14 protein-coding genes are annotated in these 18,656 nt (G+C 59.8%); 8 read left to right on the top strand and 6 right to left on the bottom strand.

What is annotated here, in order from left to right:
* Positions 1-4: 4 nt before the first annotated feature.
* From IPJ76_04530 to IPJ76_04515, 4 genes are all read right to left on the bottom strand, one after another.
* Entirely contained in the window at positions 5-787 is a 783-nt protein-coding gene (locus IPJ76_04530; GenBank protein ID QQR87499.1) for a T9SS type A sorting domain-containing protein, read from the bottom strand.
* 34 nt (positions 788-821) lie between these two features.
* Entirely contained in the window at positions 822-1,721 is a 900-nt protein-coding gene (locus IPJ76_04525) for a DUF4350 domain-containing protein (GenBank protein ID QQR87498.1), read from the bottom strand.
* 62 nt (positions 1,722-1,783) lie between these two features.
* The gene (locus tag IPJ76_04520; GenBank protein QQR87497.1) at positions 1,784-2,332 is read right to left on the bottom strand and encodes a hypothetical protein; all 549 of its coding nucleotides are present in this window, start codon (positions 2,330-2,332) and stop codon (positions 1,784-1,786) included.
* Positions 2,333-2,411: 79 nt separating this feature from the next.
* Complete coding sequence (locus IPJ76_04515; GenBank protein QQR87496.1) at positions 2,412-3,845, bottom strand: redoxin domain-containing protein; 1,434 nt, start codon at positions 3,843-3,845, stop codon at positions 2,412-2,414.
* Positions 3,846-3,913: 68 nt separating this feature from the next.
* Here IPJ76_04515 and IPJ76_04510 point away from each other — a divergent pair, with 68 nt between their 5' ends.
* Positions 3,914-4,129, top strand: a complete 216-nt coding sequence (locus IPJ76_04510; GenBank protein ID QQR87495.1) for a DUF2905 domain-containing protein — start codon at positions 3,914-3,916, stop codon at positions 4,127-4,129.
* A 197-nt stretch (positions 4,130-4,326) separates the two neighbouring features.
* Entirely contained in the window at positions 4,327-6,609 is a 2,283-nt protein-coding gene (locus IPJ76_04505) for a hypothetical protein (GenBank protein ID QQR87494.1), read from the top strand.
* A gap of 30 nt (positions 6,610-6,639) precedes the next feature.
* Here IPJ76_04505 and IPJ76_04500 read toward each other — a convergent pair whose 3' ends face one another.
* A complete protein-coding gene (locus tag IPJ76_04500) occupies positions 6,640-8,388 on the bottom strand; it encodes a DEAD/DEAH box helicase (GenBank protein QQR87493.1) in 1,749 nt (582 codons plus the stop codon).
* A gap of 334 nt (positions 8,389-8,722) precedes the next feature.
* Positions 8,723-10,876: a hypothetical protein gene (locus IPJ76_04495; GenBank protein QQR87492.1), complete on the bottom strand. Its 2,154-nt coding sequence runs from the start codon at positions 10,874-10,876 to the stop codon at positions 8,723-8,725.
* A gap of 60 nt (positions 10,877-10,936) precedes the next feature.
* Between IPJ76_04495 and IPJ76_04490 the strand changes: the two genes are divergently transcribed.
* The 6 genes from IPJ76_04490 (at position 10,937) to IPJ76_04465 (ending at position 18,654) form a co-directional block, all read left to right on the top strand.
* Positions 10,937-11,188: a hypothetical protein gene (locus IPJ76_04490; GenBank protein ID QQR87491.1), complete on the top strand. Its 252-nt coding sequence runs from the start codon at positions 10,937-10,939 to the stop codon at positions 11,186-11,188.
* A 10-nt stretch (positions 11,189-11,198) separates the two neighbouring features.
* On the top strand, positions 11,199-14,012 hold the full coding sequence (locus tag IPJ76_04485; GenBank protein ID QQR87490.1) for a hypothetical protein: 2,814 nt from the start codon (positions 11,199-11,201) through the stop codon (positions 14,010-14,012).
* A gap of 121 nt (positions 14,013-14,133) precedes the next feature.
* Complete coding sequence (locus IPJ76_04480) at positions 14,134-15,396, top strand: glycosyl transferase family 1 (GenBank protein QQR87489.1); 1,263 nt, start codon at positions 14,134-14,136, stop codon at positions 15,394-15,396.
* A gap of 27 nt (positions 15,397-15,423) precedes the next feature.
* Complete coding sequence (locus tag IPJ76_04475; protein QQR87488.1) at positions 15,424-16,656, top strand: hypothetical protein; 1,233 nt, start codon at positions 15,424-15,426, stop codon at positions 16,654-16,656.
* 153 nt (positions 16,657-16,809) lie between these two features.
* Entirely contained in the window at positions 16,810-17,718 is a 909-nt protein-coding gene (locus IPJ76_04470) for a polysaccharide deacetylase family protein (GenBank protein ID QQR87487.1), read from the top strand.
* A 9-nt stretch (positions 17,719-17,727) separates the two neighbouring features.
* Positions 17,728-18,654 carry a GNAT family N-acetyltransferase gene (locus tag IPJ76_04465; protein QQR87486.1) on the top strand — a complete coding sequence of 309 codons (927 nt, stop codon included), beginning with the start codon at positions 17,728-17,730 and terminating at the stop codon, positions 18,652-18,654.
* Positions 18,655-18,656 lie beyond the last annotated feature (2 nt).

Genomic DNA, 18,656 nt, shown 5'->3' with positions numbered 1-18,656 from the left:
CGGTCTACTGCCGGGTGAGGCGCGTCGTCCAGACAGCTTCACCGCCATACGCCTGCACCACATAAGTGCCCGGGGTAAGATCCGCGAGGTCGAGCACCGAAGAACCCGTTGCACTGGCCAGCATGAGATCCTTTACGAGCCTGCCGTCCGCACCCAGGATCACAATGCGCTCCATGAGATGGTCTCCGGGGACGGTAACTCTCACGAGGTCCGTGCAGGGGTTAGGGACCAGGCGAAGTCCCGCGTGCGGATCGTTGGTCGGTTCTGCGACACCCGTTCCGCTGACGATCACGGTAAAGTCATCGAAGTTGCCGTACTGGTAGCTGCCACAAGGGCCATAGCCGTTCACGTTCGTGTCCAGGAACCCGTCCGAGCCCCAAGGTGCCACAACGCGCATCCGGTAGGACCCTGCCGGTGTGCCCATCGGCAGGGTGATGCTGAAGCTGTATGTGTAGCTCGGGTCGCCGCCCACGTAGCTGTAGTAGAGGTTCTCGCTATCCTCGAAGGCCGCGTTGTTGTTGAGGTCCACCCACACGGCACATCCTGTCCAGTTACCGCTCACCACGGTCATGGGTACGGCCACGCCCGGGGTTACCACGGTGCTTTGTATTGTGTAGTCGGAAAGCATGCAATCCGACGCGCCGAGCGTCCAGTTGATGGTGCCGATACTGACCTCTTGGTTGCGCCAGAGCGCACAACTGTTCGTGAACGTCGGTGAGCAGTACTGGGCGGTCAATGGCGAAGCTGCGGCAAGGACCATCGAAAAGGCTGCGGAACGAAGTTTCATGAGTGTGGATTTGAAGGTCGAATGTACTGGCCGGTCAAAGACGCCTGTCGAGCCAGTGCATGATGTTCAGAAGCAACTGCGGGTTCTGTTCTGCACCGGACTGGTTCATGCCCATGGGCAGGCGGTCCGGGCCTTGCCGCTGCGCACTGAACATCGCCGCCTCGCCGAAGCAGACCACGCGTCCCTTGCCATGTTCCAGTGCCGCAGCATTGGCGAAGTAGCGGCCATCGATCCATGCGGTCGTGTCGCTGAACTGGCCTGCGCTCTCGGGCAGCAGGATGAAGTAGTCGTCTTGCAGGTCGGTGATGCGCGTGGCTTGCGGTGGGGGCAGGAATGCGCTTCCAGTGAAGACGGCGATTCTGTCGACGCGCTCCTGTGTTGACGCGCCGCTCGTGATCGGATGCTCGGCCAAGGTGCCCTGGTCGCGCGAAAAACGCTCGGCCGCGCCATCGTCGCGCATGGCGTAGCCGTTCACCCAATTGAATCCGAATGCTCGAGCGAGCCGTGCTGCGGCACCGCCGAACGGCATGTGGTCCGCGATCAGGAAAAGGCTTCCCCCCCCACGCACCCATTTCTCCACCGCAACCACTTCTTCCTTGGTGAAGGCCGGTGCGGTCGGTAGGACCCAGGGGCCGTCATTCCCCAGTGCGTTGGCGATCACCAGGATGCGCATGCCGCTCAGGATTTCGGCGGTGAACGGCGCTTCGTTGGCCTTCATGGTGTAGCCATCGGCTTCCAACACCCTGGCAAAGGCCATGTAGCGACCATCGATGCGGTGGAAGTTGTGATGGGCGTGGTCCAGTGCCACTACAGGACCGGCTCCAAGTGCATAAGCGGGTGTGGCTGCGCGGTAGATGAACGCGCTATCGGCTACTTGTTGCGAACGGACAACGATCGCAAACAGAAGGCACGAGATGATGGTGAAGCATCGCATGCCGAAAGATGACGCAGCCCTTGGCCCGAAGCCCGGCTACGTGATGGAACGTGCGGTCCACTTCACGGCGTTTCCGGCGCACCATCGTTGGGTGCACCAGGTGTCGGTGGCGACATTCGACCCCATGCGGCAGCACCGTCCACCACGCGACCGTACGATACATCGGGTCCGGGCGAAGCTTCGATGGGGGCTTCATCAATGACCTTCAGGCCTTTGGGTTCCGCGTGGATGATGGCAACGCTGCCATCGTCGGTCGAGAGCTTGAAGCTCGCGTGGATGTCGCGCCCGCCTTTCCGTTCGTCGCACCAGATGACGATGAGGCCGCCTTCTGGCAAGGTGATCTCCGGCAGTTCGAACTCGCGCAGTTCACTGTCCGTGTTGTCGCTCACGAACCATTCACCCGCCTTCAGGGTGATCGCAGGACCCGGGTTGTGGATCTCGAACCAATCCGCCTCTTCGCCGAACTCGTTCAAGACCGCTGAAGCCGTCGCCTGGAGCTCGTTCACCACAATACGTCCCTTGACGATATGGGCGGCTTCCCCGGTCGGAACGGCTTCCTTGCCGCAACCGATGAGAAGTACCGGTAATAAAAGCAGGAACGCGTGTTTCATGCGGCAAAGGGACGGTGCCCACATGCCGTTAGGATGTTGCTCGCGTGAAGTTCGTGTGAAGTTGCCCGATAGTAGCCGCCTACTTCGCCTTCCTGACCAGTTCCACCACCTGATCAGGTGTCATGCGCTTGGCTGCAATGCGGCGCTCCTTGTCGATGAGATAGAACATCGGGGTGCTGCGTGCCGCCCAAGCATCCTGGTAGTTGAGGCTCTCGTTGTTCGTGAGCTGCGGCACGAAGGCACTCCGGTCCTTGCGCACGGCTTGGTACACCTCATTGTGGATGCCGACGTTCACCCAGGTGAGCTTGTGCTCGCGCACGAACTTCTTCCAGTCGGCAGTGAGCGTGCTGTCATGCGCCTCGGCCACGGCGTACACTTCCACGCCCAGCCCCTTCAGCTCGTTCACATAGCGCTCGTGCAATTGCGGCAAGGTCGAACGGCAATGACCGCAATGCGGGCTCCAGAACACGAGCATCACCCAATCGCTCTTCAGCGCCGAGAGCTTCACCCAGTTCTTGCCGGTCGTGTCGGGGAGGATCAGCTCGTTCGCTTTGTTGCCGATCACCAACGGCGCTGCTTTGTCAGCTCGGCCGCAGATGTTCCGCAAGTCCTGCGGTGCCATCCACTTTGCCCGTGTGGGTGTTCCGTTCTTCGGGCAGTGGTACGTGTGCACCAAATGGACGAACACGGCGTCGTTGCCGGGTTTCTCCGGGTCGTTCACACGATCGAGGAGCCGGGAGATGGTGAGCCGGAACAGGTCGGGTGACTTGTCCAATTTGCCCAGTAGTTCATCGGCCGCCGCAATGATGGCGCCTGGTTCGCTGCCCACGTAACGGCCGAAATACTCATCAAGGTTGTTCTGGAAGCCGGGTGTGCGTGCCAGGTTATCGTTCGTAAGATCTATGCGGTCCCAGAAATGCGTGCGCTGATGCAGGGCTCCACCTGCACTGTCCAGCCCGGTGGGCGGAGCCGAAGGAGGCATCTCCATCGCTACGATCGCAGCGGCCATGGTGCCCGGATGTTGCGTTAGGAGTTGATGCTGGTGGTCACCTATGCTTTTGTCGATGTGGTCGAGCTGGGCACGTGCGTTCACATCGCTGGTTGCTTTACCTTCCAGGCTGCCACGCATGTTGTTCTGGATATTGACGAAGCGTATGTGCTCCAGATAGGGCCGGTTTTCCTCCGAACGCTGCACCGTCAACCTGTTCTTCATGTCGGCCGTCGCGGTGGAGAGTTCGATGTCCGTTTCGTTCAGGATGAACGGCGCGTAGTTGCTGCCGTGCAGCACCGCGTACATGCCCGCCTTGTAGCCTTCCTTGCGGCTGAAGACCGCCGTTCCCTCTGTATCGGTGAACGCGGAATCGGTGTAGAAGAGCTTGTTGCCCCAGTAGTTCGCCAAGAAGAGCCATTGGTTGGGGGCGCCTTCCACATGGAAGGTGATGCGGCGCTGCTCTTGGGCCAAAGCGTGCGCGTGGATCCATAAGGTAAGTAGGAGAACGATGCAAGGGCGCATGGTGCGAAAAGTAGGAGCAGCCATGGTGGTGGTGTGCCGTTTCACGATCCGTTAACGAGCTTCGTCCCATGCGCAGAACTCTCTTCGCCATCGGGGTGGTTTGCTTGTTGGTGGCCGCGGTTTGGCCATGGCTCATCCGTGGGAACTGGTGGCGGCACATCGGTCGGTTGCCGGGCGATATCCACATCGAGCGCGAGGGCTTCAGCTTCCACTTCCCGATCGTTACCTGCATCCTGGCCTCCGTGGTCATATCCGGACTGGTCTGGTTGGTGCGACGCTTCTGACCCTTCTGTTTCCAAGAATGACCGGTCAAGGACCGGCCTTGGACTGGACATCCGTTGACCCGTGGCCCGATCTTCGCCGCCCTCTTACCATGTCAATGACCCTCGTCAATCCTGGAGCGTTACGGAAGTCGCTCAGCGCCTGGGCACTCATGCTTGCGCTTAGCGCATGCGGACAAAGTCCCGCAACCAAGGCGTCAGTGCGCCTGTCTGCGGTGGTCAACCCGACGGATACCACTATCACGCTGGTATGGGAAGCGTTCACGGGCACTACCGGCTTTACTGTTTACCGCCGACCTGCTGGTGCTACCACCTGGGGGCCGGCCTCGGTGAACCTTCCGGGCACCGCGGCCCAATGGACGGACGAGGACGTTGAGATGGCGACGGCCTATGAGTACAAGGTGGTACGCACTGGCAACGGTACCGGATACGGCTATGTGCGTTCGGGAATAACAGTGCCGGAAGTTGACTACCGGGGGAAAGTGGTGCTGCTCGTGGAAGCGGGTATCGCCGCTCAGGTGGCACTTCAACTGGAGCAATTGGAGGATGACCTGAACGGCGATGGCTGGCTCGTCCTACGGCACGATGTGCAAGCGACCGATGCGCCGCAGAGCGTGCGTGCACTTGTGGCTGCGGACCACGCCGCTGATCCGGCGTACGTTAAGCTCGTTTACATCATCGGGCATGTGCCCGTGCCGTACAGCGGGAACACGAACCCCGATGGGCACACCGAGCACAAAGGTGCGTGGGCATGCGATGCGTACTACGGCGAACTGGACGGCATATGGACAGACAATACCGTGAACGCGGTGGGTGGTTTCCCTTGGAACATCAACGTGCCCGGTGATGGCAAGTTCGATCAGAACGATATCCCAGGAGCGCTGGAACTGGCGGTCGGGCGCGTTGATCTGTCGGCGCTTCCATCATTCGGCGCGAGTGAAGGGGCTTTGTTGAGCGCGTACCTCGCCAGGGCCCACGGTTACAAAACGAAGGCTTACACGGTGCCCATGACGGCGGTGGTGCACGATGATCTCCAATGGGTCTCCAACCCGCTGGCGTGCACCGGCTACATGAGCGCTGGGCCCTGCGTCGGTCCGGGCAACATCACTGATCTGTTGCCTTCCATGGCGCCCTTCATCGATCACTACAGCACGAACGATCATCTCTTTACCTACCACTGCGGCGCAGGACTGCAGGCGGTGGATGGCCAGGGGAACACGCAGTTCATCGGCACCACCAATGGCATCACCACGCAGCAGTTGGCGTTCAATACGCGCGGCGGGATCTTCGATCTTTCGTTCGGGAGCTACTTCGGCGATTGGGACAACACCGACAACATGCTGCGCGCCATGATCGCCAGTGGCAACGGCCTCGCACATGTTTGGTCCGGTATCCCGAACTGGTTCCTGCATCCCATGGCCATGGGCGAGCCGATCGGCTATTGCGCGCTGCGGTCCATCAACAACGGCAACACGGATTACAGCTTGCAGAACGGTGGCTGGCAAGGTCAGTCGATGGCGCAGGCCCACATGGCGCTCATGGGCGATCCGACGTTGCGCATGCAATACATAGCCCCGCCGAGCGGTTTGATCGCCACGAACACGAATTGGTACGCGTCCTTCTCTTGGTCGCCCTCGACTGATCCGGTTGACGGTTACCTGATCTACGCGATAGATGACACCGCAGGTACCCTTGTTCGGGTCACACCGACTATCGTGACGGACACGTTCCACGTGAGCAACCTGCAGTTCTTGCAGGGCCGCAAGTACATGGTGCGGGCTATGAAGCTGGTGACCACACCATCGGGGTCGTTCCGCGACATGTCTTTGGGCGCGATCGCCTCGGCATCGGGTGTTCCCGTGCCGGATTGCTTCGGTGTGATCGGGGGCTCATCGATACCGGGTGCCGCTTGCGATGATGGTAACGCAGGCACAGGCAACGATGTGTTGGACGCGCAGTGCGTCTGCGCCGGTCTTCCGCTGGATTGCGAGGGAACGCCAGGCGGTATGGCCGTGCCGGGAACGCCTTGTGACGATGGTTCGTCCAACACTGGCAACGATCTCTATGATGCTGCCTGCGTTTGTGCGGGTCAATTGATCGACTGTGCAGGTGTGCCTGGCGGTGCGGATCTGCCGGGATCAACTTGCGACGACGGGAACGCTATGACGATCAACGACGCTTACGATGCCAATTGCATTTGCGTCGGGATCGTTGATGGCATCGAGGATGCAACCGGTCACACGTTCAGCATCGCACCCAATCCGGCCAATGATCTGTTGCGCATTACAACGGACCAGGACCTTGATGGTCGCTTCAGGGTGATATCGGCTTCCGGACAAGAGATGCTGAACACGTCCGCAAAGGGCCGCAGGATGCAGCTTGACGTTTCCGCGTTGCCCTCAGGGAGCTATTCGCTGTTGTACGTGCCTTCAGAACGAAGCAGTAGCACGTCGAAGGTCCCTTTTGCCGTGGTCCGGCGCTAGTGCCCTGCGTGGCGCTTTTCAGCGCACCGCTCAGTATTTCTTCTTGCCCGCGAACTTCTTCTTGAACGGAGGCCGGTCATCGCGGCGTGGACCGCTATTGTCGCTGCGTTCACGGCGTGGTGGTGCGCCGCCGCTGTTGCCACCGCCCTGCACATCAACGCGTACGCTGCGTCCTTTGTAGTTCGCGTTCTGGAACGCGGCCATGGCCTTGTTCAGGTGGCTCGCTTCGATGTCCACGAACGAGTACACGTCCTTCAACGTGATGCGCCCGATGTTGTCGCCCTGCAGGCCCGTGATGCCGCAAACGTAGCCGAGCATACGGCCCTTGTCGAAGCCGTCCACGGTGCCAAGGTTGATGAACATGCTGGCTCCCATGGAGAAGCGCTCGCGGGGTTCGCCGAGTGGTGCACCGGGATGTGCTCGGCGCGTGTGGTCCTTCTGGCTCAGGTCCACGTTCAGGTCCATGCTCTTCCGGTAGACCTCCAGGAAGCGGTTGAACTCGATGCTCACAACACGCTTGATCAGCTCCTCCTTGCTCAGTGGTTCAAGGTCCAATCGCACGGCTTCCATGAAACCGGCAATGCCCTCTTCATCGATCTCCACATCCTTGATGCGCTGGATGAGCAGCAGCAATTGCCGCTCGCAGATCTCAGCACCACCCGGCACGCGCATGTAGGTGAAGTGGGTCTTCAGTGCGCGTTCCAGTTGTCGGATCTTGCCGATGTCCCTCACACCGATCACGCTCAGCGAAATGCCGCTGCGCCCGGCGCGAGCGGTGCGACCGCTACGGTGCGTATAGCTCTCGGCCTCGCCGGGCAGGTCGAAGTGTATCACGTGCGTCACGTCGTTCACGTCGATGCCTCGCGCCGCGACGTCGGTGGCGATGAGCAATTGCAACTGGCGTGAGCGGTAGCGCTGCATCACTCGATCGCGTTGCTGCTGGCTAAGGTCACCATGGATGGCGTCGGCGTTATAACCGTCCTTCATCAGGTGTTCGGCCAGTTCCTGCGTTTCGTGCTTCGTACGGCAGAACACGATCGCGAAAAGGTCGGGAGTGGCATCAACGATGCGAGTGAGCGCAGCATAGCGGTCCCGTGCCTGCACCACGCAATAGCGATGGTCGATGGCCTCGGCGGTGGTGTTCGTTCGGCCCGCGTTGATCTCCTGTGCTTCCCGCATGTAGCGCTTGGCGATGCGCCGCACCTCGCTGCCCATCGTGGCGCTGAAGAGCCAAGTGTTCTTGTCCTTGCGCGTCGTTTCAAGGATCGCCGTGAGGTCTTCCTGGAAGCCCATGTTGAGCATCTCATCGGCCTCGTCGAGCACCACGATGTCCACGAGCGACAGGTCGATGGCTTCCCGCCCAAGCAGGTCGAGCAGGCGGCCGGGCGTGGCCACCACGATCTGGGCTCCTTTGCGGATGTCGCGGATCTGGTCGCGTATGCTGGCGCCACCGTATACGGCCACGCTCTTGATGCCTTTGAGGTACTTGCCGAAGCGGTCGAGGTCCTTGGTGATCTGTACGCACAGTTCGCGCGTGGGCGAGAGCACCAGGGCTTGCACTCCGTTGGATGCCGGATCGATCCGTTGAAGCAGCGGCAGTCCATACGCCGCGGTTTTTCCGGTGCCCGTCTGGGCCAGCACCACGCTATCGTGCTCGCTGGTTAGCAATGTGGGGATGGCTTGCTCCTGCACGGCAGTGGGAGCGGAGAACCCGCTCTCGGCGAGCGATTTCAGCAGGGGTTCGTTCAGGCCGAGGTCGGCGAAAGAAGGAGTAGGCATGTGTTCAAGGTTCAAGTCGCAAGTCCCAAGACCCAAGTCTCAAGGACACGCGCACCAGTGTTGTTTGAAAGAATAGGCCGGATCGAATACCGGCGGGCCGAAGGGTGGGTAGTTGTTGTTGAAGGTTGAAGCGAGAGGGTGGAAATGAGGGAGGTGCTACAACCTGTTCTCCTTTCCTGACTCAGCTTTCAGCCTTCACCCTACCATGCCAATAGCAGCGGCAACCTGGGAGCGATGGCGGAAAGCCCGTACCGCCGTGTTTTCGTGTCCGTTCCTCGGAACGGGCCGCGAATGTAGGCTTTTGTGGTGGATGGACGACCGATGGCCACGATCCTCAGCGCCAAGGAAGGCCCAACGCCGCCAGTACGATGAAGGCCAGGACCAGTACCAGTGCGGCTTTCCGCGTGCGCGGCACGGGAACGGCCAATACGAGCGATACGAGCACCGCGGCAAGTGAAGTCCAGGAGATGGTCCGCAGCCAGGTCAGTTGTGGTAGCCGATAGCGCAATTCCAAGTGCGATGCGCCACGCTGGAAGGGCACGCCAATGGCGCAACCGTTCACCGTGGTGATCGCAACCTCAGTGTCATCCAGCCACGCACGCCAGCCCGGTAGGTGTTGCTGCTGAACGATGAGCATACCTGGACCGCAGGACGCATCGATATCGACGCTAACCTGCCCTGGGCCGAGACGCGCTGCACGGACCGAACGAGCGCAGCCGTCATCCTCGGCGACGTAGGCCAATGGCTTGGATTTCATATGGGCGAAGAGCTCCGGCGTGTCACGCTCCAACGCGTTGTGCTCTTTTGTCCAGAAGCTGTTGAAGCCGTCGTGCGAGGGTTGCTTGCGGTACACATTGGTATTGCGCCACAGCGGTGCGATATCGCCACCACCATCGTGGTGTTCGGCCATCGGCTTCATGTCCGGCGGGGGAAACCCATCAGGGCGCGCTGCAACGATCCCGGCAATATGGCTGATTGAGTGCTCGCTGATCCCGGTTTGCCAGCTGCACAACATCACCGCTATCATGCATTCGAGAGCGACCATGGTTCCGAGGCGAACGAGCGTGAGCCGACGTTTCCACAGAAGGACCATCAACCCGACTATCAGTGACAGTTGTACCGTTCCGTGGATCAGCGTGCGCTCGGCAGTGCTCGCAGCGTTCATCCGAACGTATAGGCCGGAATGCTCATCGTCCATTGCGAAACCCAGCGGCACCTGCACCAAGGCGGCACGCACAACAATTAGTAGCAGCACAACTCCGATCACCGCGCTGCCGACTTTCATCGCCCGGTGCGAACGGGCCGGCAGTGCATCCCATGCGGCAAGCGTTTTGGCCACCGGCAATAGCCAGCACAACAACGTGAAGAAGGTGTAGTAGCTCGGGAAGCGGAAGACGTTCAACCCGGGCAGCGCACTGTGCAGCCAACGATGCACGGGCAACGCATCACCGAAGGATGCCAACAGGCTGACGAGGCCGAACGCGAGCAGGACGTTCTCGGTTGCGCTGCGTTGGCGCAGCAATGCGAGTGGTAGTGCTACGAGCATCAGCAGGCCCATGTGCGCATTGGCCATCGTGATGTCGGTACCCAATGCTTCAGCACCACTGCTGGTGCCCCATGGGACGAGGAACGACAGCGCGGCCTTCCACGTGAGGGGGTTCTTAGCCGCTTGCGCGTATTCCATGCCGCCGATGCGCTCGAGGAACGGTGCAGAGTACCACCACGCGTGCAGAACACCGCAGGCGAGGAGGAGCGTCGTTGCACCGAACAGGAGCAGGGTCGCGAACAGGCGCAGCACACCGCGCAGACCGTCTTGCCGTGCGAGTTGCACCGCGCGCACTAACGCGAGCGCCAGCAGCAGATAGGAGCCGATGAGCGTGAACGTGTGATTGCCACCGGTGAGCAGCAGGAACTGGAACACGGCTGCTTCCAGTGCAGGGCGCCAGTTCGGCTTTTCCAGCAGGCGCAAGAACGCTGCGAACATCCACGGCCACCATGCACCGCTGATGAACGAGTATTGGTGCATGACGTGCGCGGTGAAGAAGCCGCTCAGCATATAGGCCAGGGCCACGGCAAGAGCCGCTGTGTGGTTTCCACAGAACTGTTTCGCCAGCCGGTACATGCCCATGCCTGCCACCAACAGGTACACGATCACGAGCGCCTGCAACACGTAGATGCTCTGCCCCATGGTGGCACCGAGCAGCAACGTCTCGGGGTACCACGCCGGGCCTTGCAGATCGGCGTGCACGGGGTAACCCATCTGCTGGTATGGGTTCCAAACCGGCCACGCACCGTTCTGCAAACAGTCGGCGATGAACGTGCGCCACGGCAGCCAGCAATCGAGCATGTCGCCGTGCACAACGCAGTGAGTGAACGTTGCCAGCGGCCACCACGCCAACAGCACACAACCCAGCAGTACCGCTAACGCGCGCAGGTCCTCAGGCCAGCGGCTGGTCCACGCGACAAGTCCAGGACGGGTGCTGCTCATCGGTGCGGAAGGTAGGCGGGGCGGTTGCCACGGCCCGATCGGTACTTTCGCCCGCCTCGGATGACGAACGAAGCCAGCTTCACCGGTTTCCTGCGCACGCTGCTCACCATTCTGGTGGTGTGGTGGGTGGTGCGCTTTCTCATCCGCCTCTACATGGCCCAACGCGCCGTGGACCGAATGCGCAAGCACACGCAGCAGGGTCCACCCGACGGCCGTGCCAAAGGCGAAGTGCGCATTGAGCGTACCGATGACCCGCGCAGTACGGGCAGCCGGGGCCGGGTGGAAGACGCCGATTTCGAAGAGATCAAGTAACAGCATCAGCATGAGCATCGACTGGAAGAAACTGCTGCCCGTGGGGGTGGCCATTGCAGTTTTCGGGGCCCTCAGCCTCGCCTATTTCAGTCCGGTGCTCGATGGCAAGCGCCTCGCCCAGCACGACATCCAGCAGCACGTTGGCATGAGCCGCGAGATCGTGGAGCATCGCGATGCCACCGGCCAGGAGCCCTTGTGGACGGGGAGCATGTTCAGCGGCATGCCAGCCTATCAGATCAGTGTGCTGTGGAAAGGCAATGTGCTGCAGTTCGTCGATGATGCCTTCCACCTGTGGCTGCCCCGGCCCGCGAGCTTTCTCTTCCTGTACCTGCTGGGCATGTACATCCTGCTGATCTGCCTTGGCGTAGAGAAGTGGACAGCACTGATCGGTGCGTTCGCGTTCGCGTTCAGCAGCTACTTCATCGTCATACTCGATGCGGGCCACAACAGCAAGGCCAACGCCATCGGGTGGATGCCACCGGTGCTGGGTGCTTTTGTTCTGCTCTACCGTGGCCGCGAGTGGTTGGGCGGCACGTTGCTCGCGCTTTTCCTCGCGTTGCAGGTGATGCAGAACCACGTGCAGATCACCTATTATCTCGGTATCGTGCTCGTGTTCTTCGCGCTTGCGGAAGGCGTGAAGGCCGTGCGGGAGAAGAGCATCCTGCCGTTCATCCGCCGGAGCGTGATCGCAGGTGTGGCCGCTGCGCTCGCGTTGCTGTGCAATGCTGGTCTTCTGTGGAGCACGTACGAATACGGCAAGTACACCACGCGTGGCAAGAGCGAGCTCACCATCGAGCCCGATGGTTCACCGGCCGTGGCGAACCAGACAGCGGGCCTGGACCGTGATTACGTGACGGCCTGGAGCTACGGCAAGCAGGAGAGCTTCACGTTGGTGGTCCCGAACGCGAAGGGCGGTGCAAGCGCAAGCATCATCAATGACCGCAAGGACTTCGATGCCATCAAGGACCAGGAGTGGAAACGGATGGTGAGCGAGAAGTACCAGAACGGCTACATCAACGCGTATTGGGGTGATCAGGGCGGAACAAGCGGCCCCGTTTACCTCGGGGCCATCGTGGTCTTGCTGATGCTTTTGGCGCTCGTCAACGCCGAGGGCATGGCGCGTTGGTGGGCCTTGGGCAGCCTTGGCATTGTGGCCTTGCTCATCTATTTGGTGAACAACGGCATCGGTGGCCCGGTGCTGGTCGGTGGGATCCTGCTGGCCTATTTGCTCGCGGGCCTTTTCTTCTGGAAAGACACGCTTGCGTATGCGCTTTTCAGTGCGTTCCTGCTCACCCTTATGCTCTCTTGGGGCAAGAACTTCATGCCGCTCACCGACTTCTTCCTGGATCATGTGCCGGGCTACGACAAGTTCCGCGCGGTGACGATCATCCTTGTGATCGTTGAACTGGCTGCGCCGGTGCTCGGCATCGTTTACCTGGACCGCTTGCTGAAGTCGGGCGCTTGGGACAAGTCCCAGCAGAAGCGGTTCCTCATCGCTTCCGGCGCGGTAGCGGTCGTTGTGGCCGTGCTCGCCATTTCCCCGGGCACCTTCTTCAACCTCATGAGCGATCGTGAAGTTGCCGAGATGCAGATGCAGGCGGACGCAGGAGGCGAAGAAGGTGCCAACGCATTCGCTTATGCCGACAAGTTGGAGGAATACCGGGCGGGCGTGTTCAGCGCCGATGCATGGCGCAGCTTCGCGTTCATCGTTGCCGCAGGCGTATTGCTCTTCGTGTTCGGCTTGGGGAAGGCGAACAAATGGGTGGTGGTTTCCGGGCTCGGTTTGTTGTTCCTGCTCGACCAGTGGACCATTGACCGGCGTTTCATCAACTCGGACACGAAGAAGAAGAACGGCAAGGTGCAGTGGGAGAGCGCCGAAGAGAACGTTGTGCCGTTCGAACCGATGCCTGCCGATATGGCCATTCTCCAGGAGGGGTCGCAGGGCCCTGCCTTCAAGGCAGAGTACGATGCCATCATAGGGCGCCTGAAAGCCGCGGGCAAAGGACGCGGGCGCAACGCGAAGGACGAGGAGCTCATGGCGCGTTTTGCCGCGTTGCGCCGCGCTGATCACTACCGCGTGGCCCGTTTGGGCGATCCGTTCAACGATGCCAGCGTGAGCTTCCTGCACAAGAGCATCGGTGGCTACCATGGCGCCAAGCTCAAGCGCTACCAGGAGACCATTGAGTTCCATTTGATGCCGGAGCTCAACGACTTCGTGTCGTCACTGCAAGGAAGCGCCACAGTGCAAGCGGTCAATGATGCACTGGCACCCCAGTCGATGTTGAACATGCTCAATGTGCGCTACCTGATCTACGACCCCAAACGCCCACCCATCCGCAATCTCAACGCCATGGGCCCCGGGTGGTTCGTGAAGAACGTGAAATGGGTGAAGAACGCGGACGAGGAGATCATGGCCGTGCGTGGGTTGGATGCCGACAGCGTGGTGGTGGTGGATGAACGCTACCGGGCCGAACTGCCGCAACCGGCGGTGTACGATCCTTCGGCGACCGTGCAACTGAAGTCCTATGCGACCGATCGCCTTGAATACACCGTGCGGAGCGCTCAAGGCGGCGTGGTGGTGTTCAGCGAAGTTTGGTATGGTCCCGACTGGGTGGCCACCATTGATGGTCAGCCCGCGGGCTATGCGCGCGCCAACTACATCTTGCGCGCCATGAACGTGCCTGCTGGCGAGCATTCGGTCGTCTTCCAAGTGAAGAGCCGCACGTATGAGGCAGGGGGCATGGCCAGCACCATCGGGTCACTCTTGGTGTTGCTGCTGGTGGGCGGTGCGGTGTTCATGGAGGCGAAGCGGAAGCGGGTTTGACAATGGACCTCACGCGGAGGCGCGGGGAGAGCGGCGACGGGGGGATGCTCCGCTTGTCGCGATATGTGCATGGTCGTCGGTATCTCTCCGCGAACTCCGCGGCTCTGCGTGAGGTTTCAATATGAAGCGCGTCCTCATCATCACCTACTACTGGCCGCCGAACGGGGGTGCAGGTGTGCAGCGATGGCTGAAGATGGCCAAGTACCTGCCGCAGTTCGGCTGGCAGCCTGTGGTGTACACGCCCAGCAACCCCGAGATCATCACGGCCGATCCCACCTTGGGGAAGGAGGTGCCGTCGCTTGTGGAAGTCGTGAAGCGGCCGATCACCGAGCCATACACCTTCTACAAACGCCTCACAGGCCGAAATGCCGATGACAAGGTCCATCTGGGTTTCCTCAAGGAAGAGAAGAAGAAGAGCTGGCGCGAAGACCTGGCCGTGTGGATCCGGGGCAACGCCTTCATCCCTGACGCACGCGTATGGTGGGTGGGAGCGTCGGTCAAGTTCTTGATGAGCTATTTGGAAGAACACCCCGTGGACGCTATCGTCAGCACCGGACCTCCGCACAGCATGCACCTCATCGCGCTCGGGTTGAAGAAGAAGTTCCCTTCGTTGCGATGGGTGGCCGACTGGCGCGACCCATGGACCAACATCGACTTCTACGATCAGTTGAAGTTGACGGGATGGGCTGATCGCAAGCACCACCGGCTGGAACGGGAAGTTGTGCGGACGGCCGATGCAAACGTGGCCGTCGGTTGGACGATGGCCGAAGAGCTACGTGCCCTTGGTTCACGGAGCACGCATGTCATCACCAACGGATATGACCCGGCCGATGTGCCCAGTCCTCCCGAACCGGTCGATGATGAGTTCAGCTTGGTGCACGTGGGTAGTATGACCGCCACGCGCGATGTGCCGCAGGTGTGGCAGGCGCTGAAGGAGCTTTGCGCCAGTGATGCAGTGTTCGCATCGAAGTTGCGCATCCGCTTCATCGGTGCCGTGGACCATGGCGTGCTGGCCTCACTGGAGAAGCAAGGCCTCAGTGGGATGGTTGAGCGCACGGGCAGCGTGGATCACGCCGAGGCCATGCGAGCCATGCAGCGTGCGCGCGTGCTGCTGCTCAGCGTGAACGATACCGCCAATGCCAAGGGTGTGCTCACGAGCAAGGTGTTCGAGTACCTGAGCGTAGGGCGGCCGATCCTTGGCGTGGGGCCCAATGACGGTGACATTGCCCGCGTGCTTGCGCCACCGCACCTGCTGGTCGATCGCCAGAGCGGATCGATTGACCTAGCAGCGGTGCGGGCCTTGTTCGATCAGCGCGGCCCCGTGACCGGTCAGGCCGCCTCGCGAGTGGACGGGGCGAGAATGATGGGGGAGGTGCTGGGGTGATTAGTTTGCCCAGCAAAACCCATAATCATGCTCAGGATCGGCTCACTGTTGATGGCGCTCTTCGGTGCAATGGCTCCTGTGCTAGCCCAGTACTACTGGGAGCAGCGAGCAGATCTCCCTACATCGGGTTTGTGGGGACCAACCTCCTTCGTCATTGATGGACATGGATACGTTGTGGCTGGGATGACGAATGGAACGGATGTAACGAACACATGGATGTATGACCCTATTCTGGATGCATGGGTGCCGAAAGCCCCAATTCCGATCCCACGCCGGTACGCTGCTGGATTTGCGATAAATGGGAAGGGATATGTGGCATGTGGCATTCTGGGTGGTCAGCATAGGGATGACCTGTGGGAGTACGACCCTATCTCGGATACATGGAGCAGCAAGGCAGACTTTCCCGGAGTGCCGCGCTATGGAACGCACCACTTTGCATTAGGTGGGCATGGTTACGTGGGGAGCGGGAATTCCGGGAGCGCACTGGGACCGTACGTCAGCGACATGTATGCATACGACCCCGTCTCCAATACATGGGTGTCCAAATCGGCTTTACCCGGGCTTGCCCGATATGGCACGTCCACCATCACTGCCATGGGTCATGCTTTTGTGTTTGGAGGGCTTATGTCCAACCAACAACATACTGGAGACATCTATGAGTATGATGCTTTGAGTGATAGCTGGACGCTACGCGCTCCATTACCGGGTTCAACACGTACATATGCCATGGCGTTCAGTTACTCCTCTGAGGGGGCGATCGTTGCAGGGAAAAGCGGTGCTGGTCAGAACATCTATGACGGCTTCCGCTATTGGCCTTCGAATAACTCTTGGGCTGCGATTCCTGATTATCCCGGGGAGTCGGGGTGGGTTGGGGCTACCATGGCCATTAATGGCAGGTCCTTTGGGGGGCTTGGCTACACTCTTGCCGATGGGAATGACTACAACGACTGGTGGGAGCTTATTAAGGGCTCAGTTGAGAGTACGGATGAGGTGTTGGCCGACAATTCGCTGTTCCAGGTGTTTCCCAATCCTTGCATGGCAGGCGGGGAAGTGGTCTTTACTTTCGGGTTGAGCGTTCCACCGCAGACGGTAGTGAGTGTCGATGTTGTGTCGCATTCGGGTCAGATGGTGCGATCAACACCACATCGAGTCGGCGATTTTTTCCCCGTGCCCGACGTAGCCCCAGGAATCTACGGAGTGCTGGTGCGCCTTCGGTCAGGTGAGAGCTTGTTCAGTCGAATGAGCATACTTCCGCATTGATGCGGCACCGGCGCAGATAGGTTAGTGGCGTACCATTGTGGTATCGCTAGTTGTGCTTTGATGCTGCGCCGACTTTTTCGCCATGTCGTTGCCCCGACCGTCTTGACTGCTGGAGGAGGGCGCCTGTTAAGGATCCTTTCCGGCCGTTCAGCCTTGAACGTCATGTACCATGGCGTTGTGTCTTCGGATTCGACCTGGTTCTCACCGAGGCACCTAACGAAGGTTGAGTTCGACAAGCAGCTATCTTATTTGACGCAACGGTTCGATGTGATCTCCAGTGAGGAGATGTTCAGGCAGCGAAAGGGGAAGGAGAGGTTGAATAGGCCGACCATTTCATTGTCTTTCGACGACGGCTACCTGAACAATCTTGAGGTCGCGCTGCCGATCATCGAGAAGTACCGGGTCCCCGTTACCTTCTTCGTCCTCGGTACCTGTGCGGTGGACGGAGAGCCTAGGGTAGCATGGCCTGATCTTATCGCCGTGCTCGGTCGCATGGATGTTGGGCAATTCCGCCTAGGTAGCGAGCAGTATGCCGGGACCAAGAACATACGAACCGGGACTTCGCTCTCGGACGACTTGAAAAGAATGTCGGCTGCTGGAAGGGATGAAGCGCTCGCGGAATTGGATGCACGATTCTCCTTGTCGCGGGAGTTGGAGCACGTGCCTTCTGAGATATGGAAGTTAATGGACCCCGGTGAACTGAAAAGGTTGAGCGAATCCCGGTACGTCGAGATAGGTTCGCATGCGTACGGCCACTATAACCTGGGGCTTATTTCTCCCGCGGATGCATTGGCGGATATGAAACGATCCAAGGAAGTGTTGGAGGCCTTGTTGGATCGACCAGTGCAAAGCATCGCCTTTCCGGACGGGAGCTATTCGCAAGTGGTCAAGGACCTGGCAATGTCGCTTGGGTTCAAACGTCAGCTGGCCGTTACGTTTTCAGGGGTCGACGATCCCACCGACCAAAGGATACAGGCACGGTTCGGCGTTTCCTGTACGACCACTACGGCATCAGCAATGCTCCATTTGAACCGTGCGTTCGCCGTGACCGGCATGTTGTGAGCAGCGCTCATGGAAGATCAGTATACAACTGTCCGTCTCTCCGAAAAGCACTACCCCAAGCTGGTGGAGCTCTACGCCCGGTGTTTTGGTGTTCGCCTTTCACTTTCTGAGATCAAGAACAAGTACGACACTTCCAGCTTCGGTGCAAGAGACCTGGGTTATTTGGCGTTGAGCGCGGATGGATCTGCTGCTGCGTACTATGGGGTCTTCGCGACCAAAGTGCAGTACCAAGGCGTTGTCCGTACAGTTGCTCAAAGCGGAGACACGATGACTGCCCCGGACCATCAGCGCAAAGGTCTTTTCGTACGGTTGGCCAGAGCCACCTATGAACTGGCACAAAGGGAACAGGTGGATTTCGTTTTCGGTTTCCCGAACGAGAACTCATTGCCGGGATTCAGGGATAAGCTCGGATGGACATTTGACGATTACTTGTACGACTACCGCTTCCGAACAGGAGCACCTCCTTTTTGTGAAATTGCGAGCAAGGCAAGATGGTTGCGTCACGCCTATGAACTCTACGCGAAGTCGCTGCGAGAGGTGGTTCCACTTCAGGAGGTTCGGAACCTACCAGAGGGTGCTCCCCATCAGGTGCGCGACCAATACTTCTATTCGTACAAGACCTTGAACGGTGGTCAGTGGGCCCGGATAGGTCGATTGAAAGCCTTTGTTCATGCAAGAGTGCACGTGTATGTCGGCGAATTGGATTTCCCCGAGGACTACAGCATTGCGGAACTGGGTCGGGATCTTCGGCGTTTGGGCCGTCGGTTCCTTGCCCGGCAGGTCGTTGTAACTCTCTCAGGGAATCATCCACGATCAGGCTTGCTCAGGGCTGTGGCTGATCCGGTCAAGAGCCTGCCCATCGGCTATTTAGCCTTGAACACAAGGGCACCTGTTGGCGGTATTGTGTTCTCCAGAGTAGACCTTGATACCTTCTAAAG

It is taken from the genome of Flavobacteriales bacterium, from assembly GCA_016699575.1.
Taxonomy (GTDB): Bacteria; Bacteroidota; Bacteroidia; order Flavobacteriales_F; family PHOS-HE28; genus PHOS-HE28.
Note: the sequence above shows the minus strand (reverse complement) of the source record. Positions and strands in the feature narration are given on the sequence as shown.